Here is a 23,990-nt window from a genome sequence, read left to right as displayed (position 1 = left end):
GCAGCGAACAAGAACTCACGTAATCCGCCTAACAAACGAGCAAAATTATTGGTTTCTAGCACATGAAGTTTACCGTAAAGACAAAAGTAGGTCAATCATTTATAAATGTGAAAAACGGTTTTAACGATGACCTCTTAAGCAGCCTCAGTCCACCTTTTCCAAAAGTCACTCTAAAAAGGTATGATGGTTCCAAACCAGGAGATATTGTAAGCTTAGAACTAAATTTCTTTCTCTTTAAACAGACATGGACAAGTAAAATAGTTGCTGAATCCGAAATAGAGGGAGAATACTACTTTATTGATGAAGGAGTGAAATTACCTCATGGCCTCGTCTTCTGGAGACACAAACACCTAATCAAACAATTAAGTAATGGTACGGAAATCCAAGATATAGTAGAATTCAAGAGCTACAATGAAATCTTAACCTTCATGATGTATCCATTTATACTTTCACAGTTTATTTACAGGAAGCCTTTATACAAAAGGATATTCGGTAAAAACTAAGGGTGGACATATATCGTATGTGTTCTTAATACAGTCAAATCGAAGAACTCATGAAAGGAAAATTACTTACTCTGGCTCTGGCAGTCCTCTGTTTTCAGGCCGTTGCTCAAAACCCTCTTGGGTTCTCATTATCTGATGGCAAAGGTTATGTGGAATTAAGCTTTCGAGAAGAAAGTAACTTAATAGTAGTTCCCATTGTACTTAATGGTAAAGGGCCATTCAACTTCATTCTAGACACTGGTTCGGAATCAGGTTTGGTCTTTGATCGTTGGGTTATAGGAGAGAATAACTTGGTTAACGCACGCGAAATTCCCGTCTATGCTTCGAACGGTAACAAGGTTACAGACTTGTTAGTAGCAAGCGACCTTAATATAAAGATGACAGGTGTAGAGGCGTCACAACAAACCATGCTCGTCCTTAAAGAAAATAATTTGGACATTAAGGGTATGCTAGGCATTGATGCCCATGGTATTCTTGGGTCAGAGTTATTCAACAGATTTGTTGTTGAAATAGATTATGAAGAAGAAAGGATAAGGCTTTATGACCATAGTAAATTTAAAGCTCCGAAAGGCTATAAAAAGGTAAAGATCGATGTTAAGGGTTTTAGGCCTTACATAATCACAGAGATAAAACAGAAAGGTCAAAAGAAGGTAAAAGCCAGCTTATTAATTGATACTGGAGCCAGCAGCGCTATATTCTTGGATGAACAAAGACATGATGAAATCGTTCTCCCCAGAAAAACAATTGAACACACGTTGGGTAGCAGTATTACAGGTAGCCTTGAAGGAAAAATTGGAAGAGTCCAAAAGGTTAATATAGGTGGAAAATTTACATTCAGAAAAGTGCTAACCTCATTTCCACAGGATTGGAAGATACAGAAAAACTTGACGGATGATGATGGCTCCATAGTAAGATATGGAACTATTGGCTCAGATGTTTTATCAAAATTCAACATTATATACGACTATGCTAATGAGGTCGCTTACTTTAAGAAAGAGAAAAATTATAGAGAAGAGTTCAAGTTCAATAGAGCTGGTTTCACTTTTGTAGCACAAGGTAAAGAGCTAAATGAGTATGTTGTAAGCTCCATAATACCTGACTCACCAGCTGAAGAAGTCTCTTTAGAAACAGGAGACGAAATAATTGCCATTTCGGGGAAGCCTGTTTTCTTCTTTTCGATGTCTGAGATGAATGGTCTCTTGCGCGGAGATCCCGGCTCAACCTTAGAGCTAATAATTAAGAGAAACGGGAACTTGTACAGAAAAAGTATTCGATTAAGAAGAATGATTTAATATAAAAGGGCTACTCAAATGAGCAGCCCTTTGTGTTTGAATGCAATCTCCAAATTACTTCGGATCTAATATGTCATTTACTCTTACAAGAGCATCTTCCAAGTGAATTTTGCTCATTCTGTCGGATGTTCTTGAAATGGCAGATCTGATAGATGACTGAAGTGCTTTGAGCTCGGCTCGTGCAATTGGTCTAATATCAGACTGAGAAGCATCAATACTATTGCCAAACCTAGAGTTTGATTCATCTTCTGTCAATAACTCACCAAGTCTTTCAATATGTGCTCTTTGTAAGTTTCTTCTATATGTATCAATAGCCTTACCCGCTCTCAACTCTGACCAAATACCATTTCTGATGTCAGCAGTTAATTCTAAGATGCTATAAGCTTCAGAGCCATTCAAAGTAGAGTTCTCTATTACTCTACCAAGTTTACCCCATCCTAATAAATCGTTAAGGGTAGAAACTTGTAAAGACCTCATGCTTTCAACCGCACCATAATCTTGAAGTCTACCAATAATTTCGTTGTCCAACATCCACATTGGTGTGTTAAACAATTCATCATTTAAGAACTTAACAGCTTCTTTTTGCTTAGCCTTTGGAGCGTGAGTATAAACTAGACCATCCTGATCGGCAGTTTTGTAATCTTCTTTCACACCACCAACATATCTTCTTACATGACCCATGTATCTGTTGAACTGAGAGCGAACCTCACCATACATTTCTTCAAGTTCGGTATAGTCAGAGCCCTGAACATACGTCCAATCACGAACATTAGAAACAATTCTCTTAAGGTTAGCAATACCATAAGCACTAGCCTTCATGGCATCATCTCCTAAATCTTCACTTTGAGCAGTATAGTCATTAGAGTTACCTTGACGCCCGAATCTGTAAAGAGGATCTCCCTTCTTATCTTCAATCCATTTTCTCAATGTAGGAAGTTCAGCTTCTGGAGAGTTTGCATCCAAAATAGGTCTATAACCCCATGCAATTGAATACTTATCGTACTCTCCAATCTCTGGCATAAGTGCCACACCTTTATCTTCTGGCTGAGCCACATAGTTGAATCTGGCATAGTCCATAATAGATGGTGCTGTACCCATTCTTTGAGTAAATTCAGCAGACCTCAAAGAGTCTACAGGATATGCATTACTAGAACCGAAGTTGTGAGGAAGACCAAGGGTGTGACCTACCTCATGAGAAGAAACGAATCTGATCAAACGACCCATTACCTCATCATCAAACTCTGGAGATTGTGCTCTTGGGTTGATAGCCGCAGTCTGAACGAAGAACCATCTTCTCAAAAGAGTCATTACGTTGTGATACCAGTTAATGTCTGACTCAAGAATTTCACCCGAACGAGGATCAGAAACGTGAGGACCATTAGCATTTGGAATTGGAGAGGCTAAGTATCTTACGGTAGAGTATCTTACATCTTCCGGACTCCAATCTGGATCTTCCTCTTTAGACGGTGCTTCTTTAGCAATGATAGCATCTTTGAAACCAGCGGCCTCAAAAGCTACTTGCCAATCTTCTACTCCTTGCTTAATGTATTTTACCCATTTGTCTGGGGTAGCTCTATCGATATAATAAACAATCTGCTTCTTAGGCACAACAAGCTCTCCTCTTCTGAACTTGTCCATATCTTCTTCCTTAACCTCAAGTCTCCATCTGTCTAAGTATCTTACTGTCTTAGACTGTTGAACATCTAGGCCATAGTCTGTAGTACCTCTAGCAAACCAACCTACTCTTCTATCGAAAAGTCTTCTTTGCATAGGCACTTTAGGTAGAAGAATCATTGAGTTACTCATTTCAACAGTAATTGACTCATCTGCACTAGAAGAAGGAGAATTACCTGCGAAATAAGTTTTTACATGTCTTAGTTCAATATTCTCTGGGTAAGCACTTACTCTAGTGATATAAGAACGATCGTTATCCAATCTTGTCACTCTGTAAGCACTTCTGTAGTAACCAGGAAGACCCATAGTTTTATTATCGCTAGACATCAATGAAGTAGCGTCTATTACACTACCTGCTGAATCTTTAGCGATAGCTTTGATCGGGAATGAAGCTAATATTGGTGCGAAGTTAGAGTTCTCTACAGCCTCTGCAATTGGCAAAGAATCTGCAGCGGTTACTTGAGTAGAGATAATTCTAAGCAAAATCTTATCACCCTCTTTCTGCCATCTAAGCATTTGAGTGTTAGTTTTACCTCCACCAAAACCAATGCCTGATGCAGTTTTTGCAATTCTGGTAACCATTAGCATGTCTCTATTCAACAAGCTATCAGAAATTTCAAAGTAGTACTTATCGTCTAGCTTATGTACATTGAATAAACCTTCATCAGTTTCGGCATCTTTGGTGATTACCTTACTGAAAGGCTGAATTCCTCCTTTTTTCTCAGGGGCTTTTTGAGTCTGAGTAGCAGCTTTTTTAGCAGCTTCTTCCTCTTGCTTTTTTCTTTCTCTTCTGCTCTGAGCATCTGCATTGGATAACCCAATCATCATCAGCACTAGAAGGATCAGGCTGGTTAAGCCCTTTCTAGTAATTTTCATTGATTTCATATTACAGTTATTTGTCTATTTGAATTGTCGATAGGATTTCAAACTTAATCCAAAAAGTACTATAAATTTTTCGTTTTATTTAAGTGGTTGAAAAAGCATTCTGTTCGTGAAAGAAATAATTGTAGTAGGTGGTGGGTTAGCAGGCTTAATTTCATCGATAGAGCTAGCCCAATCTGGTTATTTAGTTACCCTATTTGAAAAGAAAAAATACCCTTTTCACAGAGTATGTGGAGAATATATTTCTAATGAAGTAGCTCCATACTTTTCTGCCAACCAATTATTGCCAGATCTAGAATTACCTCAAATTCAGCAATTTGAGCTCTCATCAATAAGAGGAAAGTCATTACAAATGCCCTTAGACCTAGGTGGCTTTGGTCTAAGCCGCTTTGCACTAGACCAGCACTTAGTTAATAAGGCATCTGCACTAGGGGTTCAAGTACATGAGCAAACCACCATTCTTAGTTGTGTTTTCTCGGGTGGAAAGTTTCTCATAGAAACGTCAATCGGAAGACAATTTGAGTCTGACTTGGTGATTGGTGCGTATGGAAAAAATTCAATTCTAGATAAAAAGCTTAGCAGGGAATTCACTTCAAAAAGGTCACCTTTTCTCGGAGTGAAATATCATGTAAAAACAGATGCTCCAAAAAACACGGTAAGCCTCCACAACTTTGAAGGAGGTTATTGCGGCTTCAGCGCCATTGAAGATGGAAAGTACAACCTCTGTTACCTTGGTTCTAGGAGTGTTCTGAAGAAGTACGGAAGCATTGCTGAAATGGAAGAAAATGTGCTTTGTAAAAATCCTCAGCTTAGGCACTTATTCAAAAACTCAGACTTCCTTTTCGATAAGCCAGAAGTAATTAATGAGTTCAGCTTTGCTCCAAAAAAGCTTATTGAAAATCACATTCTAATGGCTGGCGATGCTGCAGGGCTCATCACCCCACTTTGCGGTAACGGTATGGCCATGGCCATTCATAGTGGAAAAATCTTGGCCGATTTAATCAAAGTTTACTGGGCTGGAGATTCGCTGAAAAGAACAGAACTAGAAAATGCCTACCTCAACGAATGGAACTCCCTGTTCAAAAAAAGACTCTGGGTAGGAAGACAAACTCAAAAACTGTTCGGCACAAAATTTAGCTCAGAATTGGCTGTTGGCTTAGTTCAGTCTGTTCGGCCTTTGGCCAAAAGAATAATGAAGAATACACACGGAGAGCCTTTTCAGTAAGCACCTGCCACATTCAATATTCCCGAGGAGTTGAGAAAGAAATAGAGGAAGAACCCCCCCAAACAAGTAGCGCTGATAAAATTCAAGCGCATGGTGTTTTTGAAGTCGGCAGCCGTTGCACTCTTTCTCACTTGTAAATACCACCAGCCGAAAAACAATAGAACTGGCGATAAGGCCAGCAAAAAGTGAAGTCCGTATTTCAATTCGTGATAACTAGCAAAATACCAAACGTATGAGGCTGAAGCAATTGCAAAGCAAATGGCCGTGAAGTGAAATGTTCCCAAAACTCCGAGCTTAATAGAGAGGGTGATATCACCTCTTTTGGAATCTTCTTCATGTTGGTAAACCTGTGTCATTGGGTAAGAGCCCCAAAGAATTGCGGAAGCCAAAAAGCCTGGTATCAATATGTGAGGTTTAAAAATGCTGGTAAAACTGAAATCATTCAAGCCAATATAGACTAACCAAACCACCCAAGCACCTTGAAAGAAGCCAGCGATTAGCCAGCTCAGTAGCGGATACTTTTTCAGTCGTACCGAAGGGTGACTGTATGCACGAGAAACCAAAACATAGACCAAAAGCATAGCGGCCAAGGTCCAGTTTCTTTGAAAGAAATAAAGCGCCAGAAAAAGGCCTATGGTATCGAAGGCCTGAGCAATAAAAAACACATTCTTATCTACCTTGGGCGGATTCTTAAGTCCTCCAATGCTTCCCTCGTCTTTATCGAAGTAGCTATTGAATGCATTGCTAGCTGGGTAAACAAACAAGTGCAGTATAACAAATAGCCAAAGTAGACCAGACTCGTTTAGGTTGGGACTCAACGAGATGGCAAACAAGAAAATTGGCAGTAGAAAATAAGAGAAAGGAATGCGTAAGTGAAGCCAGGTTGCCTTTTTGAACATATTCAGATTTTGTCTGAACAATTTAGCACAAAACGACTATTATAGAATGTGAGTAGTAATATAATCTCCATTGGCCTGGCCAATCCTAAACACTGCATTGAGCAACACAACGTTTTCGAATTTATGGGTCAAGCTCATGGTTTGGAAGGTTCGGCACTTACCAGACTTAAAGCACTTTATCGAGCGTCTGGCATTAAAAAGAGATATTCCGTAATCAACGATTACCAGTCGGCAGATCAATCTCAGTGGACTTTCTACCCTACAAATAAAGCGTTGGAGCCCTTCCCAACAACTGATGATAGAGCTAAACTTTATAGAAAAGAAGCTCAGAGTTTATCAGCGCAAGCGGCTAAAAATGCTTTCAACCATGCCAATCTTTCATTCCAAGATATTACTCATCTTATCACCATTAGTTGCACGGGTATGTATGCTCCAGGTTTAGACATAGACCTAATCCATCAGCTGGGGCTCAAGACTTCTGTAGAACGGACTTGCGTAAACTTTATGGGTTGTTATGCAGCTTTTACTGGCATTAAGCTGGGCGACCAAATTTGCAGAGCTAACCCAAAGGCCAAAGTGCTCATTGTGGCTACCGAACTTTGTACCATCCATTTTCAAAAAGGAGCAGATGATGATAATCTCTTGGCCAATGCCATTTTTGGTGACGGTTCTGCGGCAGTAATCATGTCGGCAGAAAAGACCGACTCAAAGAATAACTTAGTGCTTAGTCCGACAGGGTTCCTAAATGAAATATACCCTGAGGGCTCTTCCGAAATGGCCTGGAACATTGGCAACTTTGGTTTCGAGATGAAATTGAGTGCTTACGTACCATCACTCATTGAAAAAGGAATTGGCGAGTTAGTAAATAGGCTTAAAAGCCAATCAGCTACAGAGACCATCAATCACTTTGCATTTCACCCAGGAGGGAAACGAATCTTGGAAGTAATTGAGTCGGAACTTGAGCTGAGTAAAGAAGCCGATTGGGCAGGTAGAACCGTTTTAGAGAATTATGGTAACATGTCTTCACCCACTATTTTATTCGTAATAAAACAGCTATGGGATAGCCTTACGACCGAAAATAGAAACGAAAGCATTCTCTCCCTCGCCTTTGGGCCTGGCCTAACCATGGAATCAATGCTTCTCAGGGTTTGCTGATTGCTTAAACTGCCGATTGTAGAGTAAAAACTTCCCTAGGTTAGGGTTTGCATTGAGTAACCTATTCTGTTTACGCCTAAAAAATTGATGACTAGCCGACTGCGAACTTTTGGAATAAGTAATCTTTTGAGGAAACATTGGTTGCCCGTAAGCATCTAAAAAGATTTCCCTTTTCAGACTATCATCAGGCCCTAAAACAATAAATGGCGATGAATAATATAACGCATGTTTATTGATTGCATTTTCAATTGAATCTACTTCCGCTTGAGTTGGCAAAAACAATTCTCTGTTGAAAGGATAGTAGGCTAAGGGATTCTTATACTCAGAAACCACCTTTAGAATAAACGCCTGTGCCTCTTTCTGTTGATTGTTTTGAGCTTCAGCGGCAGACACCCCCAAAGTGAAAAACACAAAACATATCAACAATCGCTTCATTATAGCATCAATTTAATCATTATGTTTAATCAATAGAATGAGCGGAAAGTTTAAAAATAGAACCTACGAAGAAGAATTAATGGACGACCTAGCGGCTAGCGGTCCCGTTATTTCTCAAACCTTGAAAGAGTTAGAAACCATTAACAAATGGCTGGGAGGAAACTTTGTAACCATAGACGGCATTGTAAAGCTCATTAGAAGGCGAAACCCTGAAAAGCTGGTTATTGCCGACTTAGGCTGCGGTGGTGGAGACATTCTCAAACTCGTAGCACATTGGGCTTCCAAAAAGAACCTCAATGTGGAATTAGTGGGCTTTGACGCCAACCCTCATATCATTGAGTATGCCCGAGAAAACTGTAAAGAGTTCAGCAACATTCGGTTCGAAGTACAGGATATATTCTCTAAAGAATTCCAACAGCGAGAGTTCGATATCATTCTCTGCACGCTCTTTACGCACCATTTTACAGAAAAACAGCTGACAGGTATTTTCAAGCAATTCAAGTCTCAAGCGAAAATTGGAGTAGTCATTAACGACTTACACAGACATCCGCTGGCTTATCATTCAATCAAGCTGCTGGTGAACCTATTCTCCAAATCGGAAATGGTGAAGAACGATGGGCCTCTTTCTGTGCTTCGAGCTTTCAAAAGAAAAGAGCTGGTTCAGCTGATGAACGATGCAGAAATTGGCCGATTCACCCTCCAATGGATGTGGGCCTTTAGGTGGCAGTTGGTTTTTTGACACATTTGAATGTCAAAATATTCCTTTCTACTTTTTCAATAAGAATCTGCCACGCTTTATATCCATGTATAGTTGAATTGGCCCCTTATGTCTCAACGACATCCAAAGGGCAATCAAAAGGGTTAGGCCGAAGATTAGACCAATAACTATTACTGTATTCATATCTGATGTTGTTTTCTCGATTTAAACTCTAAGTGCTAATATTTTTGAATTGACAAATTCATGTAAATCCGAATAGTCTTTTGTAACACTTTCGCTTGAAAGCAAACATCTTTCAATTGAATTGAATGTGCGTATTATTCAATTAAACTACTCAATGCAAACCTAAATTAATGGTGGAAGAAAATAGGGCTTGCAAAAAATGTTGAGCATTTTTTTGGTAGGGACGATCTTACCAAACCCAACTCACTTTATCCTCAATAGGATTTCTTCTGCCTTGAGGTGCGAAGCCTTCCATTACGTTACCTACGAATAGAAAGCCGAGGAACTTATCGTTTTCTCCTAACCCGAAAAAGGCTTTGGCTTCAGGGTAGAAAGTCACGCCTCCTGTTCCCCAATAACAACCTACACCGTAAGCGGTGGCAGTGAGATACATATTTTGGACTGCCATAGATACCGCGGCTACTTCCTCCACTTCTGGTACAAAGCCTCTTTCATCGCGCTTCATGCCAATGGCAATTACATGCGATGCAGTTAATGGCTTGGTAGCCAACTTTTCAAAAGTAGCTTCATTGAAATTTCCGTTTCGGGTAGAAACCTCTCTGTAAAGGTTCGACTGAAACTCACCCAACTTTTTCAAACCTTCACCTTTGAAAACCATAAATCGCCAAGGCTCAGTCAGCTTGTGAGTTGGCGCCCAATTAGCATTCTCCAACATCTCTTTAATGATGGCATCGTCAACCGGCTCATCAGTATATTGCGCAGGATAAATAGAACGTCTGTTTCTTATTAAATCGTTAACCGATTGGGTATCGAACTTTGTCATATCAGTGTTTGAATTTCAGGTTTAAGCCCACATAAAAACTTCTTTCCGGGGCAGGTTGGAAATATCTTTGTCCAAAAGCATTCAGGTCGTTGCCTAAACTATATTGCTTGTTGAACAAGTTGTTCACTCCTACAAAAAACTCGTAATCCGTTTTTGGAGTTCCTCGTTGGTAACCAATTCTAGTATGGAGTACCTGATAAGCCTCGGAGTAAACAGTGTTCTCATCATTTAAAGGAATTTCATCCGAATATTGGTAAGTCAAGTTGGCGTAAAAACAGCTTCTTAGGCTGAAGTCGGTCATCAGAGAAAGCACATTCGGTGCAGTACCAGTCAAGGCATTTCCGCTCAAGTCATCTCCCCTATCTACATATTCTTTGAACTCAAAATCGTGATGCGTGTAGGCCAATCGGCTGTTGAAGCTGGTAAAGCTTGCGGAAGGCTGAGTGAGCCAATTCCACTGAAGTGCAGCTTCCAAACCCTTTTGGTCTATCTGACCAGAGTTTTGAAATAGCACTACCCCATTACCATCAGTTCCTGTGGTAATGGACTCATCCAGATTGAACATGAACAGTGCCACATCATAAGAAAGCCTTCTGTTTACTGCGGCACCGCGAATATTCAGCTCATAGTTAATGCCAATCTCTGGCTGTAAGGCTGTGTTAATGCTACCTTCATTGGTGCGCACTTCCGTGGTGGTTGGTGGAGAATAGCCATGCGATACCGACAAGTGTGTGCTGAAGTTTTCGGCCCAAGTCTTACTCAAGGCCACTCTTGGACTAAACACTCGATCGAATTCTTTTTTGAATTGGCCAGGTGAATTATTGATTTTATCTTCCACCCGATTGATATCATAATCAATGTGATTTAAACTAGCGCCAACTGTGAGCTTCAGGCTTTCGGTCAGGTTCAACTTAACATCGGCAAACCAGAAAGAAAGCTTATTGGTTAGTTCATCTCTAAAACGAATGGTGTCCGCTTCGCCCGCCACATTCCCGAAATTACTACCATCGAAGTAGGCTACCTGAAACTCGTTTCCATAAGTAACAGAAGATTTTCGGCCTAAAAAGCTAAAATCATTCTCTAGCTGAATACGAAAGCCCACACTGTTTTCTTGGTCTCGTTTATAATCTAGGTTGAAAGGATTCTCAAAGTTGCGGTTGTAGAAATAGGCATTTACATCGCTGCGGAAGTTTTCTGAAAACTCATATTCCTGCCCTCCACGGATAATGAAATACTGATGATCGATTGAGGCATTGAAGGCCTCGCTGCCCGGTCTGGCTTGTCTTCTGTTTTCAGCGAGTTGAGTTGGGTTTAGGCCTCCGGGAATTTCATAAAATAGGTCGGAATAAAGGATTGAAGCCGAATAAGTCTTGCGTTCGTTGGCGAAATGCAGCAAATCAACTTCTGCCACATGCCTTTGCATTGCGTTGTGATCGCGGTATCCATCGCTGGTTTGAAAAGCATACTTACCGGTGATGCTCGTTTTTTCGCCTAACCAGTTTGACTTAACGCTGGAGCGGAAGCTTCCGAAAGAACCAGCCGTGAGCCCCACTTCTGTAGCATTGGAAAGCTGAGACAAGTTGGTGCTTTGGAGTTTGATCACTCCACCATTTCCGGCACCGTAAGCACTGGCCGCAGGTCCTTTAATGATTTCCATATTACCGACATTCGCCAAATCGAGCAGATTCAGAAATGTGTTTCCACCTGGTTCTGTAAATGGAATACCATTCCAATAAACCTTTACATTCCTCACTCCAAATGGCGAACGAATGGAGCTTCCACGAATGGATATCCGATAGCTGGCACCAGCTCTTTCTTCGAACCGCACTCCTGGAACCGTATTTACTGCCGAAACCAAAGAGAAATTATCGAATCTATTTAAATCCTTCGGCTCAAGTCGGGCAATGCCTCCTGCTGTTTTGGAAAGCTTTTCATTATCGGTAAAACCTTCAACCACCACTTCATTCAGGTTTTTTACATTGGCTTCCAGAATTACTTTTTGAGTTTGATTCGGCTTGCCCAAAACCTGCTTTGTTTGAAAATTAACATGCTGAATGGTGAGCAGTTCTGCCGCTTCAATCCCTAAGCTTAGTCTTCCTTCCGTGTCTGAAACTCCGCTCATACCCGATTCACTCAGCACGGTGGCCGCTTCTATAGGCTTAAACTGTTCATCAAGGATTATTAAACTGGTTTGGCCATGAATTGCCAGTGGTGTAAAAGCGCAAAGGCAAACCAGTAGGATTAAATAAGAACTTCTTAAATTCATGGATATTCTTTCTATGCCGTGAGTTGGACGAACAGGCGAATGAAGTCGGTTTTTCTCACTTTACAAACGGCAATTTCATTTATCGGTTAAAACTAATCTTATGATCAGAGCTTTTCTCAGTGGTTTATGCGTGATACTGACTCTCTCAGTTTCGGCACAGCAAGATGTTTATTTTACTTCTACCCCTGCCTTAACACCAGACGGTAGCCAAATAGTTTTCTCTTACGACAGTGACCTGTGGAAAGTAAGCAGCAACGGTGGAACAGCCACTCGCCTCACCGGCATGGACGGTGTGGAAGAATTTCCAAGAATCAGCCCCGATGGTCAGTGGATTGCCTTTTCCTCTACCCAATATGGCAATGCCGATGTCTATGTAATGGCAATCAACGGTGGAGAAATCAAACGACTCACATACAATTCTTCTAATGATAGGGTTGAGACTTGGGCATGGGATAGCAAATCCATACTATTCCAATCTGGCCGATATAATAGATTAAGTGCCTATTCGGTTAACATTACAGGAGGAACACCTAAACGACTTTTCGATCATTACTTTAACTGGCCGCATAATCTGGCTATCCACCCTGATGGTAGAATTTTCTTCAACGAGAGCTGGGAAAGCAGCAATCAGGTACACAGAAAAAGGTACAAAGGTGCATTCAACCCAGATATAAAAACCTTCAATCCTAATACTGGAACTTATGAAGAACTAACCGATTATGATGGAAAGGATATGTGGAGCACCATCGATAAGAGTGGTAACATCTACTTTGCTTCAGATGAATCGAACGGGCAATACAACCTGTACGGTTTTGTAAATAGCAACAAAACCCGACTGACCAATTTCAACACTTCCATTAAGAATCCACAGGTGAATGCCAATGGAGGCTTTGTGGTTTTTGAAAAAGACTATCAGATTTACCTATACAACGTTGCTCGCAAGCGAAGTGAGAAAGTCTATATTTCCATTTTTCAGAATAACACGCTGGCGCAAGACCAAGAGTTTTCTACGAACAGAAATATCTCCACATTCGATGTTTCTCAAGACGAAAAGAAACTAGCTTTCGTGAGCCGTGGTGAACTTTTTGTATCAGACATCTCAGGTAAGTTTGTAAAGCAGCTAAAAACCCGCGCTGAAGAAAGAGTGGTTGAAGTAAAGTGGCTAAAGGATAACAAGACCTTACTTTATACTCAAACTGTAGGTGGCTACACTAACCTTTTTACCATAGATGCAGCTACAGGAACAGGAGAAAAGCAGCTGACTCAAGACAAAGGCTTCGACCGAAATATCGAGCTCAACCCAGAACTTACCCATGCCGCTTATTACAGTGGAAGAAGTGAAGTTCGCTTGCTAAACTTGGAAACTTTTAAGAGTGAAACGGTAACAAAAGAAGAACTTTGGGGACTTTACAATCCGCAGCCTCGTTTCTCGCCCGATGGCAAATACCTCACCTTCACCGTACGCAACGATTTTGAGGAAGACATTTACATTTATGACATTGAGGCCAAATCTGTTCACAATTATACCAAAACGGGTGTACCCGAAACCAGTCCATTTTGGGGGCCAGAAGGTAAGTATATGTACTTTGTGAGTAACAGAACTCAGCCAAGTTATCCGTTTGGCTTGCAGAATGCCAACATTTACAGAATACCTCTTACTCGACAAGAGGGTGAATTTAAATCCGATAAACTCGCCAAGGTTTTTGAAGCTGAGAAAAAAGACAATGAAGAAGAGGGAGATAAGACAGATGAAGGCCCTACAACTAAAATAGACTTTGAGGCAGATGTTTTGAGGGCTATGGAAAGCATCGGTCCAAGCTTCGGCAGCCAAAGCAATCCGTTTGTGATTAAATCGGGAGATAAAACCCAGATTATTTACTCTTCTAATCACGATGAGGCTCAGCGTTCTCTTTGGATTACTACACTAGAGCCTTTTGAAAGAACAAAGACCGAAAAAGTAGATGGTTCAGGAAGAGCTGGAGGTATTATTCAGGTGAAGAAAAACCTTTATGTGAACAACGGGGGGCAAATCAGCAAGCTGAATACAAGTAGCCGAAAACTTTCAAATATAGAAATCGACTACAAATTCAGAAGGTCTCTACAAAGCGAGTTTGAGCAGATTTACTATGAAACTTGGGCAGGTATTGAACAGAACTTCTACAATGAAACCTTCCATGGAGAAGATTGGCAAAAGCTAAAAACGCAATACGCAAAGTTTCTCCCGCAAATAAGTTCGAGAAGAGAATTGAGAACACTACTGAACGATTTACTTGGTGAACTCAACTCATCACACATGGGCTTCAATACTTATGGGCGTGATGAAAGAACCTATTTCGGCAGTACCAGCTTAAACCTGGGGCTTATGTTCTCGAATGATAATCCTTATGAAGTTACGAGCATAGTCAGTGAGGGTCCTGCAGACTTCCCAGATAAAAACATTCAGGTAGGCGATATAATCACGGCCATCAACGGAGAGCCAGTAGACCAATACGTTAATAGAGAATACTATTTGTCGAAGCCTTCAATCGATGAAGAAGTTAGCCTTACCCTTAAACGCGGTGATGCATCGGTTGAAGTAAAAATTCATCCGAAAAGCACCGGCAGTTTACGCACCAACCTTTATGACGAGTGGATTGCACACAATCAGAAAGTAGTTGATACGAAAACGGATAAGAAGGTAGCCTATGTTCATATGAAAAACATGGGTGGCGGATCACTTCAAGATTTCCTCATTGAAATGACTTCTGAAGCCTACAACCGAGACGCTCTAATCCTTGATTTGCGCTATAACACTGGAGGAAACGTTCACGATGAAGTACTCAAGTTCCTTTCACAAAAACCTTATTTACAATGGAAGTTTAGAGAAGGTAAATTAACTCCTCAAGGCAATTTTGGGGCTGGTGCCAAACCAACCGTTTTGCTTATCAACGAGCAGAGTTTAAGTGATGCAGAAATGACGGCTACTGGCTTTAAAGAGCTAGGCCTAGGAACCATTATTGGTACTGAAACTTACCGTTGGATTATCTTTACTAGCAGTGCTGGGTTGGTCGATGGATCGTCTTATAGATTACCAAGCTGGGGAACTTATACTTTGGATGGTCAGAATATAGAAAAAGTGGGTGTTAAGCCAGATATCTACATTAGAACTACTTTTGAAGACAGAGTGAAAGGCAGAGATCCTCAGTTGGACAAGGCTATTGAAGAGGTTTTGAAGCAACTGAAGAAATAAGTTTTATCTACTGCTAATCTTAAAAGAAGCTGTTTCAAAAGCCTAGGTTTTAGAATTTACCTGCTAGGAACCTCAATAGTTTGACGAGATTCCTCATCGGAGTCAGGAATAACACCGTGTTTTTGGTGCAGCTTCACTTTACCTTTAAGGTACTCAACAGATACGCTAACAGCAATTATTGAGGAGTTGGTCACTTTTGAGCTTTATTAAGTACTTTTTCATTTCAATACAATTATATATTTTTCCACTTCGTGGCGAACGCATCTTACATTCTGACACCAACTGAGCCTAAAGCTCGGCATGCTTCTATCGATATTCTACGTGGGGTTGCCGTATTAGGCATGGTCTTTATGACCATTCAAAGCTTTGCCATGCCCATGGCTGCCTACCTTAATCCTACAGTTTATGAAAGTTTGAGTGGCAACGACTTATATGTCTGGATCTTCAGCCATGTGTTTGTGGACAAGAAGTTCGAAGCCATTTTCGTAATGCTCTTTGGTGCCAGCATGGTAATGATTTCTCAAAAGGCCAGAAGAGAGCACCTTAGATCTAGCGACTTGCAGAACAGAAGGTTTGTTTATTTAGGAATTATCGGCATTCTGCACGCTTATCTGCTTTGGTATGGCGATGTTCTCCTAGCCCTAGCCATTACTGGTTTACTCATGTTCGTTTTCAGAAGAAAGAAATCGTCCACTCAAATAAGAGCTGGCATCATCTTCTTAATCATTGGTTCGGCCATTAGTCTTATAATTGGGTACACCGTACCGGTATGGGAACCTGGCGAATATGAAACCAATAGAACAGAAATTTGGCAGCCTACCAGTGCCGATGTAGCCGAAGAAATTGATTTTTATACCGGCCCCTACGAAAGGCAAATACTGTATAGGGCACCACAGGCTTTCAATAGACAAACCTCTCAGTTTGTTTTTCAAAGTTTCTGGAAATACGCAGGAATGATGCTTATCGGAATGGCCTTATACAGGCGCAAGGCATTTAAGGCTAAACAATCTTCGCGTTTTTACCTGAAAATGATTGGCTATGGAATAGGTCTCGGCCTTCCGTTAGTTGCAGTAGGAACAATGCTGCACTTCAACTACGAATGGGACTTTAGAATGAGCTATTTCTTCTTTTCCCAACTCAATTATTGGGGTAGCATTTTAATGGCCATTGGCTACATTGGAGTGGTTATGCTTTTCTGCAAATCTTCTACTCGAAGTTTTTTAGCCAGAAGACTTTCTGATGTTGGCAGAATGGCATTGAGCAACTACTTACTCATTTCACTCGTTTGCTCCTTCATTTTTTATGGTCAAGGACTAGCACTTTTCGGAGATGTAGACCGATCACTCCAAGCGGTTTTCGTATTAGGCATTTGTGTTTTGGTTATTGCACTCTCTGCCGTATGGCTTGCTTATTTTAAATTCGGCCCATTTGAGTGGCTATGGCGAACACTCACCTATGGCAAGTTGCAAAAGATGGGGAAAGACTGACCTCCCCGCTCTTAGAGTATTCACCATGAGCAGAGGTGTAAAATATATCCACAAGTAAGAGAATTTCAAATCCTCCGGCCTTCGGCCACCTCCTTTAAAAAAGGAGGATTAGTTCGCATAAGGTTTAAGGACAACGAGGTCCAATTCCCCTCCTGTTTTAGGAGGGGTTAGGGGTGGTCAACCACTATAATTTCCTGCATCAATCAGCTCATCCTGATCTTCAGAACGAACAGCAAAGTTGAAACCTTTGTGGATGGAATAGGCACCATACTCACCTTGCTTGTTCAGCGCAAGGAAGCCAACTTGAAGGTTTTTGTAATTGTCAGGGTACTTTTTTACTATTCTGTTTACAGCTTGTTCGCAAGCCTCTTGAGGAGAAAAGCCTTGACGCATCAGCTCGACAATCATGTGCGAGCCACAAATTTTGATCACAAACTCACCAAGCCCAGTCGCTGTTGCAGCACCAATTTCATTATCAACAAAAAGGCCAGCACCAATAATTGGTGAGTCCCCTACCCTTCCATGCATTTTCCATGCAGCTCCACTGGTAGTACAAGCTCCGGAAAGGTTACCATTTTCGTCTAAGGCCACCATACCAATAGTATCGTGGTTTTCAATATTGATTTCTGGCTCATAGTCCTGATTTTTCAACCAGTTTTTCCAAGCCTTTTCAGAGCTTTCAGTCAGTAAGTTTTCCTCTTTAAACCCTTTAGAAAGCGCAAACTTCTTAGCTCCCTCTCCTACCAACATCACATGCGGAGTATCGTCCATTACTTTTCTGGCCACAGAAATTGGGTTCTTGAAGTTTTGTAAAAACGCTACAGAACCAGCATTGTCATTTTCATCCATAATGCAGGCATCTAACGTAACGTTACCATCACGATCAGGGAAACCACCAATTCCGACAGTCGCATTATTAGGGTCGTTTTCAGTTACCATTACCCCTTTTTCTACAGCATCTACCGCTTTTCCGTTTTTACTCAAAACCTCCCAAGCGGCAGCGTTGGCTTCTTTTCCGTGGTTCCAAGTAGAAATGACTATCGGTTTTTTAGGCTCCTTTGGAGTTGAGCAAGAGAGGCTGCTTAAAGAAGCTGTGCTCACGGCTAAGCCACTGAAAATGGTCGATTTTAAAAATTTGCGTCTGTCTGCCATAATTCAAAATTTGTCCAAGATATCAAAATCGACTCTTTAGAACCTAGCAAATACCAAAGCATTTCATATTTGTCAACATGTGGTTAACTTCCGCCATGAAGAACCTTTTTGCCATAGTGTTGCTGCTCACTCTATTTTTTAGCTGCACCACAAAACCAGCCAAAGTAATTAAACCTCAAATTGTTCCTGAGCCCCAAAGCATGACCGTTGAAATGAATAAGCATTATGCTTTGAATGGTCAGCCTGCACTACATAGTAATGCTGAATCTGCTGAAAAATCGATGACTTTTCTGAACGATTACCTTAATGCCTCTGGCTGGAAATCTCACATAGCAGAAAAAGGAAGTGCTGAAATTAAGTTCGAAGTAAAAAAGGGTTTGGCCGAAGAGGCTTACGAATTGAGTATCAACTCAACTGGTATACATCTTCGCGCTAGCCATGAAAAAGGCTTTTTCTATGCGGTTCAATCGTTGATTCAGATGCTTCCTCCACAAAAGCACATGGCTAATTTGCCTTATATGGAGATTCAAGATGAACCTCGCTTTGCTTGGAGAGGGCTTCACCTAGATGTTGGTCGACACTTCTTCCCAAAAGAGTTCATCATGAAGTACATAGACCTGATGGCTTTCTATAAGTTCAACACCTTCCACTGGCACCTCACAGAAGACCAAGGGTGGAGAATTGAAATCAAGAAATACCCGAAGTTAACCGAGGTAGGAAGCCAAAGAAAGGAAACTATTCTGGAGAAAAACTTCAACCCTTACGTGGGTGATGGACAGCCTTATGGTGGTTTCTATACGCAAGAAGAAATTAAAGAGGTTGTAGCCTATGCGCAAGAAAGACAGGTAACCATTGTTCCTGAAATTGAAATGCCTGGCCATTCATTGGCTGCATTGGCTGCTTACCCAGAGTTGGGCTGTGCACCTGGCCCTTATGAAGTGGGCACACAGTGGGGCGTTTATGACGATATCTACTGTCCAAGTGAAAAGACTTTCGAGTTTTTGGAAGATGTGCTTACCGAGGTAATGGAATTATTTCCTAGCGAATACATTCATGTTGGAGGAGATGAAGCCCCAAAAACAGCTTGGAAAAAGAGTGCTCTCGCTCAACAGGTAATTAAAAGAGAGGGGTTGAAAGATGAGTTCGAATTACAGAGCTACTTCATTCAGAGAATGGAGAAATTTCTAAATGCCAATGGAAGACAACTCATTGGCTGGGATGAAATTCTAGAAGGCGGGCTTGCGCCTGGTGCAGCAGTAATGTCTTGGCGAGGAGAGTCTGGAGGCATTGAAGCAGCCGAGGCCAAACACAATGTAGTAATGACGCCTAACGGAAGTATGTACTTCGACCATTATCAGGCCGACCCAGATAATGAGCCTTTGGCCATTGGCGGATTCACCACCATAGAAAAAGTTTATCATTACGAACCTATTCCGGCAGCCTTAGAAGATGAGTTCCATCAGTATGTTTTAGGGGCACAAGCCAATGTGTGGACCGAATATATGAAGACCTCAGATCATGTGGAGTACATGGTTTATCCTCGTGCCATAGCGCTGGCCGAAACGGTTTGGACGCAGCCAGAGCATAAAAATTGGGATAGGTTTCAGGAAAAGTTGACGTATCAATACCAATTGCTAGACGCAAGAGATGTCAACTACCATGTGGCAGCACCAGCTGGTCTTAAACAAGGCTTAACGCTCTCCGATGAAGTTGAGATTGAACTTTCTACCCCGTATGAAGGCGCTAAGATATTTTACACAACCGATGGAACAGAACCTTCGACATCTTCTACTGAATATACTTCTCCAATAACACTGAACATTGCTAACGACCCAGTAGAAGTAAAAGCTGTAACTATCACCTCATCAGGGAAAGCTAGCCCTGTAGTGAGCGGTTCATATAAAAAATCATCGTTGACTACTTCCGTGAACCCACTTAAGATAGATGCTGGCCTTGCCGTCAGACTATTTGAAGGCAACTTCAATACTGTTCGGAAGCTTGGCGGAAGACCAAACTCAAATTACGTAACGACTAAAGTTGAACTGCCAGAAAATCAACCAGATCAATTTGGGCTGGTAATGCAAGGTTTTATCAACATTCCGGCAGATGGTATTTATACCTTTTACACTTCTTCAGACGATGGCAGTTCGCTTTCAATCGGTAATGAGTTGGTAGTGAATAATGATGGCCTACATGGTGCACAAGAAAGGTCTGGCGAAATAGCCCTAAAGGCTGGCTATCACCCTATTCTGATCAGGTATTTTGAAGCTGGTGGTGGAGAAAGTCTAAAGGCATTTATTTCAGGCACTAATATGGATAAGCAAGAAATCCCAGCTGAAATGTTTGGCCATTGATAGGTCAAAACATGTTAAAATTCCAGAGCGTAATTCGGAGTATACTATTTTAGGAGCCTCAACATTAAGATCATGAAAATACTAGCCAAAAACGGTTTCCTCTTGGGCGCTCTAGCTGCCTTTGTTTTTCTCTCTTGCGATAGAAGATCGGACGAAGAAAAGTGGGAAGGGCAGATTCGAGCTTTCTTTTATGAATATAAAGATGACAGCCAGTCTTACGTTCCGTTGAGATACCAGAAGATTGACTTGGCCTTTTTGGCAGACCAAGCCCCCATACAGAAGGCGCTGCTTGTGTTACAAGATACCACCAGACAAAGGGTAAAACAGCTACACCTAGCCAACCTTTCAGACAAAGTGGAAAGTATTTCAACCTTTGCTCAGCCTTTCCCAATAGATCAGGTTGATGACTATCTGAAATTGAGAGCTGCTGCCGAAGGAGAATTGAGTCGAAAAAATAACAGACCTTCTGAGGCGTATCAGCTAGCCTTGGCAGAAGAAGAATCAGCACTTAAAGATCTTGAGCACCTGCTCAGCCAGTTCAACCTTTCTATCTACAGTATAGACTTTAATAACCGACCAGTTATCTACTTCCATGAATATCGAATGAATGGAGATGACAAGTCTGCTGTTTTTGAACTGGATAGGGAGAATAACAGTGTCATCTCGTTTAGAGAGCTTATATAATCAGCAGAAATTAATACTCGCAGATTTCCGATTAACGGATAACCCTTAACTTACCAGTGTCAAAAACAACAGGTCAACATGAGGTTATTTGCTAATATTATCTGGATCGTCTTCGGTGGCTGGATGATCGCACTGGAATATATTTTAGGTGGAATCGCACTATGCGTTACCGTAGTCGGTATTCCATGGGGAATTCAATGTTTTAAACTGGCCATTCTGGGCTTTGCCCCTTTCGGTCAGGAAGTAAAGCCCGGCACAGTGACTGGTGGTTGTCTTTTTCTCCCGCTCAATATTATCTGGATTATCTTCGGTGGCTTCTGGATCTTCCTCACCCACCTCTTCTGGGGAGCAATTTTCTGTATCACCATTATCGGAATTCCCTTCGGCTTACAACACTTTAAGCTAGCCGGATTGGCTTTTGCACCGTTTGGGAGGGAAATTTAAGTAAGCAGATAAGGTGCCTCTTTAGCTGAATGCCCTGAGTACCTGATCCGAAAGAATCTACCAGATTACCACGTCATTCTGAGGTTTGAGGTACGAAAACCGAAAGAACCTGCTCGTTGAAAGCACTGCAACTCTTGAACAGATTCTTTCGGTCGATTACTTCTTTATCAAGAAGTCTTCTCCCTCAGAATGATGTACAAGACTTTACTTTAGCAATATTCTTATATTGAGTAATGACGCATGCAAAAGGAGGTTCAGTTTATATACTGACGAATAAGACTACGCTATACACTGGGGTCACTTCGGACTTGGCCTCCAGACTTAGGGAACATATTACAGGCCTCTACCCAAAGAGTTTTACAGCCAGATATAACTTGAAACTTCTGGTTTATATGGAACACTTTTCTTCTATAGAAGAGGCAATTAAAAGGGAAAAGGCTGTAAAGGGTAAAACCAGAATTAATAAAGAAAAGCTAATCAATTCCGTGAATCCCAATTGGGATGATCTTTCAGAAGAAGTTTTGAGCTGGTGAACATTCAGCTTTGCCGTCATTCTGAGGCTTGAGGTACGAAAACCGAAAGAATCTGCTTGTTAAAAGCATTGCAATTAATGAACAGATTCTTTCGGTCGACTATTTCTCTAAGGAGAAATGTTCTCCCTTAGAATGACGGAGACCATAAAAAAAGCCAACCCTCTCTTGCGAGAAAGTTAGCTTGAGTTTTAACTAAGTCCTCCCCCTTTCAAGGGGAGGTGGTCGAAGACCGGAGGGGTTATCCAAAGAAATAAGGAAACTTACCTTTTGAGATAATTGTATCAGCTACCTGTCTGCGAAGCTCTTTTACGTTCACCAGATCCATTTTAGTGAATCGCTTAAGACCCATCAGCATAACTTTTTGCTCATCGCCTTTAGTAAATGAACCGATAGCTTCTTTCGCAGCAGAAATAATTTTATCAATCGCACCAGCCATATAAATCTGCGTCATAGCAATTTGATCGGCACATGCCTCCTCGCCTCTTTGACTTACCAGCTTTTCTGTTCTTAGCATAGCAGATTCGCAAGCATAAACTTCGATTAAGATATCGGCAAGATTCATCATTACTTCCTGCTCATCTTCAATCTTGTCTTGCAGTGCCATAGCAGCTTTTCCGCCTACCATCAAGAACACCTTCTTCAAGTTCTTGATCACTTCTTTCTCACCTGCAAAAAGCACAGACTTATCGATGGTTGAGAAAGTAGGTACAGAAGTCAGCTCCTTAGACACGTCCATTGCTGGTCCGTAGATATCAATTTCGCCTTTCATGGCACGCTTCAAAAGCATACCTACCATCAACATACGGTTGATCTCGTTGGTACCTTCGTAAATTCTAGCAATACGAGCATCACGGTAAGCTCTTTCCATTGGCGCATCTGCTGAGAAGCCCATACCACCATATACCTGAACGCCTTCATCTACCACATAATCTAGCACTTCTGAACTATGAATTTTCGCGATAGCACATTCTATAGCGAATTGCTCAACTCCTTTTAGCTTGGCTTTGGTTTCGTCCATACCATCGGCAATCAGGTCATTGATTTTATCTTCAATGTTTTGGCCAGCACGGTAGTCAAGCGACTCGGTTACATAAGTTCTAGTTGCCATTTCAGCCAACTTGCCTTTTATAGCACCGAAGCTTGAAATAGACACACCAAACTGCTTACGCTCATTAGAGTAGTTAGCAGCCTGAGAGATTACAGTTCTACAACCGCCTAATACTCCAGCTCCCAATTTCACACGACCAATGTTCAGGATGTTCACCGCAATTTTGAATCCGTTGCCTCTTTCAGAAAGCATGTTTTCTGCAGGAACTTCACAGTCGTTGAAGAATACTTGACGAGTAGAAGAGCCTTTGATACCCATCTTCTTCTCTTCCTCATTCATAGTAATACCACCAAAACCTTTCTCTACGATAAAAGCAGTAAGGTTTTTGTCATCTTCGATCTTAGCAAACACAATGAAGATATCCGCAAAGCCTGCATTGGAGATCCACATTTTCTGTCCGGTGATCTTGTAATGACTTCCATCTTCTGAAAGCACCGCTTTGGTTTTACCAGAATTGGCATCAGAACCAGCATCTGGTTCAGTTAAGCAGTAGCAAGCCGCCCACTCACCAGTAGCTAGTTTTGGCAAATACTTTTGCTTCTGCTCATCGTTTCCGTAGTACAGAATTGGCAAAGTACCGATACCCGTGTGCGCTCCGTAAGTAGTAGAAAATGAACCTGCTGCACCAATGATATCAGCGATCAACATACTGGTGTTGAAGCTCATACCCATTCCACCATATTGCTCAGGAACTGAAATTCCTAAAAGACCTAATTCGCCAGCCTTCTTGAAAATATTAGGTACTAGATTCGGGTCTTTCATTGAATCTATTTCCTCTGCCCTTGGAGTAATCTCCGTGTCGATAAAGTCCTGGCACGCTTGCGCCATCATCTTCTGTTCCTCAGAAAACTCTTCTGGAATAAAGACTTCGTTTGCTTCTGTTTCTCTGACGATGAACTCACCGCCTTTGATTGATTTTTTGTCTGTCAAAACACTCATGTTTT

General features: G+C 41.4%; 19 protein-coding genes. 11 read left to right on the top strand and 8 right to left on the bottom strand.

Features of this window, described 5'->3' with window-relative positions:
* Positions 1-62 precede the first annotated feature (62 nt).
* Together AWW68_RS04465 and AWW68_RS04460 are read left to right on the top strand one after the other, a co-directional pair.
* Positions 63-503, top strand: a complete 441-nt coding sequence (locus tag AWW68_RS04465) for an SRPBCC family protein (RefSeq protein ID WP_068217028.1) — start codon at positions 63-65, stop codon at positions 501-503.
* A gap of 50 nt (positions 504-553) precedes the next feature.
* Positions 554-1,795: an aspartyl protease family protein gene (locus AWW68_RS04460; protein WP_068217026.1), complete on the top strand. Its 1,242-nt coding sequence runs from the start codon at positions 554-556 to the stop codon at positions 1,793-1,795.
* Between the two features lie 54 nt (positions 1,796-1,849).
* On the opposite strand, the gene AWW68_RS04455 is transcribed toward AWW68_RS04460, so the two are convergent.
* On the bottom strand, positions 1,850-4,354 hold the full coding sequence (locus tag AWW68_RS04455) for a zinc-dependent metalloprotease (RefSeq protein ID WP_245660207.1): 2,505 nt from the start codon (positions 4,352-4,354) through the stop codon (positions 1,850-1,852).
* A gap of 106 nt (positions 4,355-4,460) precedes the next feature.
* On the opposite strand from AWW68_RS04455, the gene AWW68_RS04450 reads away from it, so the two are divergent.
* On the top strand, positions 4,461-5,576 hold the full coding sequence (locus AWW68_RS04450) for an NAD(P)/FAD-dependent oxidoreductase (protein WP_068217024.1): 1,116 nt from the start codon (positions 4,461-4,463) through the stop codon (positions 5,574-5,576).
* On the opposite strand, the gene AWW68_RS04445 is transcribed toward AWW68_RS04450, so the two are convergent.
* The gene (locus AWW68_RS04445; protein ID WP_068217021.1) at positions 5,570-6,475 is read right to left on the bottom strand and encodes a UbiA family prenyltransferase; all 906 of its coding nucleotides are present in this window, start codon (positions 6,473-6,475) and stop codon (positions 5,570-5,572) included. The genes AWW68_RS04450 and AWW68_RS04445 overlap by 7 nt on opposite strands.
* Positions 6,476-6,523: 48 nt before the next feature.
* Between AWW68_RS04445 and AWW68_RS04440 the strand changes: the two genes are divergently transcribed.
* On the top strand, positions 6,524-7,630 hold the full coding sequence (locus AWW68_RS04440; protein ID WP_068217020.1) for a type III polyketide synthase: 1,107 nt from the start codon (positions 6,524-6,526) through the stop codon (positions 7,628-7,630).
* Here the strand turns inward: AWW68_RS04440 and AWW68_RS04435 are convergent.
* On the bottom strand, positions 7,607-8,065 hold the full coding sequence (locus tag AWW68_RS04435; RefSeq protein ID WP_157717526.1) for a hypothetical protein: 459 nt from the start codon (positions 8,063-8,065) through the stop codon (positions 7,607-7,609). The two genes, AWW68_RS04440 and AWW68_RS04435, sit on opposite strands and share 24 nt — an antisense overlap.
* 37 nt (positions 8,066-8,102) lie before the next feature.
* On the opposite strand from AWW68_RS04435, the gene AWW68_RS04430 reads away from it, so the two are divergent.
* A complete protein-coding gene (locus tag AWW68_RS04430; protein ID WP_068217015.1) occupies positions 8,103-8,804 on the top strand; it encodes a methyltransferase domain-containing protein in 702 nt (233 codons plus the stop codon).
* A 27-nt stretch (positions 8,805-8,831) separates the two neighbouring features.
* On the opposite strand, the gene AWW68_RS20355 is transcribed toward AWW68_RS04430, so the two are convergent.
* The 3 genes from AWW68_RS20355 to AWW68_RS04420 all read right to left on the bottom strand — a co-directional run bounded on the left by AWW68_RS20355 (position 8,832) and on the right by AWW68_RS04420 (position 12,055).
* Positions 8,832-8,966 carry a hypothetical protein gene (locus AWW68_RS20355; protein WP_262501393.1) on the bottom strand — a complete coding sequence of 45 codons (135 nt, stop codon included), beginning with the start codon at positions 8,964-8,966 and terminating at the stop codon, positions 8,832-8,834.
* A 229-nt stretch (positions 8,967-9,195) separates the two neighbouring features.
* Complete coding sequence (locus AWW68_RS04425; protein ID WP_068217013.1) at positions 9,196-9,789, bottom strand: nitroreductase family protein; 594 nt, start codon at positions 9,787-9,789, stop codon at positions 9,196-9,198.
* 1 nt (position 9,790) lies between these two features.
* A complete protein-coding gene (locus AWW68_RS04420; protein ID WP_068217011.1) occupies positions 9,791-12,055 on the bottom strand; it encodes a TonB-dependent receptor family protein in 2,265 nt (754 codons plus the stop codon).
* A gap of 100 nt (positions 12,056-12,155) precedes the next feature.
* On the opposite strand from AWW68_RS04420, the gene AWW68_RS04415 reads away from it, so the two are divergent.
* On the top strand, positions 12,156-15,284 hold the full coding sequence (locus AWW68_RS04415) for a S41 family peptidase (protein WP_068217009.1): 3,129 nt from the start codon (positions 12,156-12,158) through the stop codon (positions 15,282-15,284).
* A 251-nt stretch (positions 15,285-15,535) separates the two neighbouring features.
* Complete coding sequence (locus tag AWW68_RS04410) at positions 15,536-16,771, top strand: DUF418 domain-containing protein (RefSeq protein WP_084375569.1); 1,236 nt, start codon at positions 15,536-15,538, stop codon at positions 16,769-16,771.
* Between the two features lie 177 nt (positions 16,772-16,948).
* On the opposite strand, the gene AWW68_RS04405 is transcribed toward AWW68_RS04410, so the two are convergent.
* Positions 16,949-17,923: an isoaspartyl peptidase/L-asparaginase family protein gene (locus AWW68_RS04405; RefSeq protein WP_185101198.1), complete on the bottom strand. Its 975-nt coding sequence runs from the start codon at positions 17,921-17,923 to the stop codon at positions 16,949-16,951.
* A gap of 95 nt (positions 17,924-18,018) precedes the next feature.
* Here AWW68_RS04405 and AWW68_RS04400 point away from each other — a divergent pair, with 95 nt between their 5' ends.
* The 4 genes from AWW68_RS04400 (at position 18,019) to AWW68_RS04385 (ending at position 21,938) form a co-directional block, all read left to right on the top strand.
* Positions 18,019-20,277, top strand: a complete 2,259-nt coding sequence (locus AWW68_RS04400) for a family 20 glycosylhydrolase (protein ID WP_185101196.1) — start codon at positions 18,019-18,021, stop codon at positions 20,275-20,277.
* 72 nt (positions 20,278-20,349) lie between these two features.
* The gene (locus tag AWW68_RS04395; protein WP_068217001.1) at positions 20,350-20,961 is read left to right on the top strand and encodes a hypothetical protein; all 612 of its coding nucleotides are present in this window, start codon (positions 20,350-20,352) and stop codon (positions 20,959-20,961) included.
* A 78-nt stretch (positions 20,962-21,039) separates the two neighbouring features.
* The gene (locus AWW68_RS04390; protein ID WP_068216999.1) at positions 21,040-21,405 is read left to right on the top strand and encodes a YccF domain-containing protein; all 366 of its coding nucleotides are present in this window, start codon (positions 21,040-21,042) and stop codon (positions 21,403-21,405) included.
* A gap of 233 nt (positions 21,406-21,638) precedes the next feature.
* Positions 21,639-21,938 carry a GIY-YIG nuclease family protein gene (locus AWW68_RS04385; RefSeq protein ID WP_068216997.1) on the top strand — a complete coding sequence of 100 codons (300 nt, stop codon included), beginning with the start codon at positions 21,639-21,641 and terminating at the stop codon, positions 21,936-21,938.
* Positions 21,939-22,176: 238 nt separating this feature from the next.
* Here the strand turns inward: AWW68_RS04385 and AWW68_RS04380 are convergent, their stop codons facing one another.
* Positions 22,177-23,985, bottom strand: coding sequence for an acyl-CoA dehydrogenase family protein (locus tag AWW68_RS04380; RefSeq protein ID WP_068216994.1), 1,809 nt, complete (start codon positions 23,983-23,985; stop codon positions 22,177-22,179).
* Between the last annotated feature and the right edge of the window lie 5 nt (positions 23,986-23,990).

The sequence above is a fragment of the Roseivirga spongicola genome (assembly GCF_001592965.1).
In the GTDB taxonomy this organism is placed as follows: Bacteria; Bacteroidota; Bacteroidia; order Cytophagales; family Cyclobacteriaceae; genus Roseivirga; species Roseivirga spongicola.
This window is presented reverse-complemented; position numbering and strand designations above follow the sequence as displayed.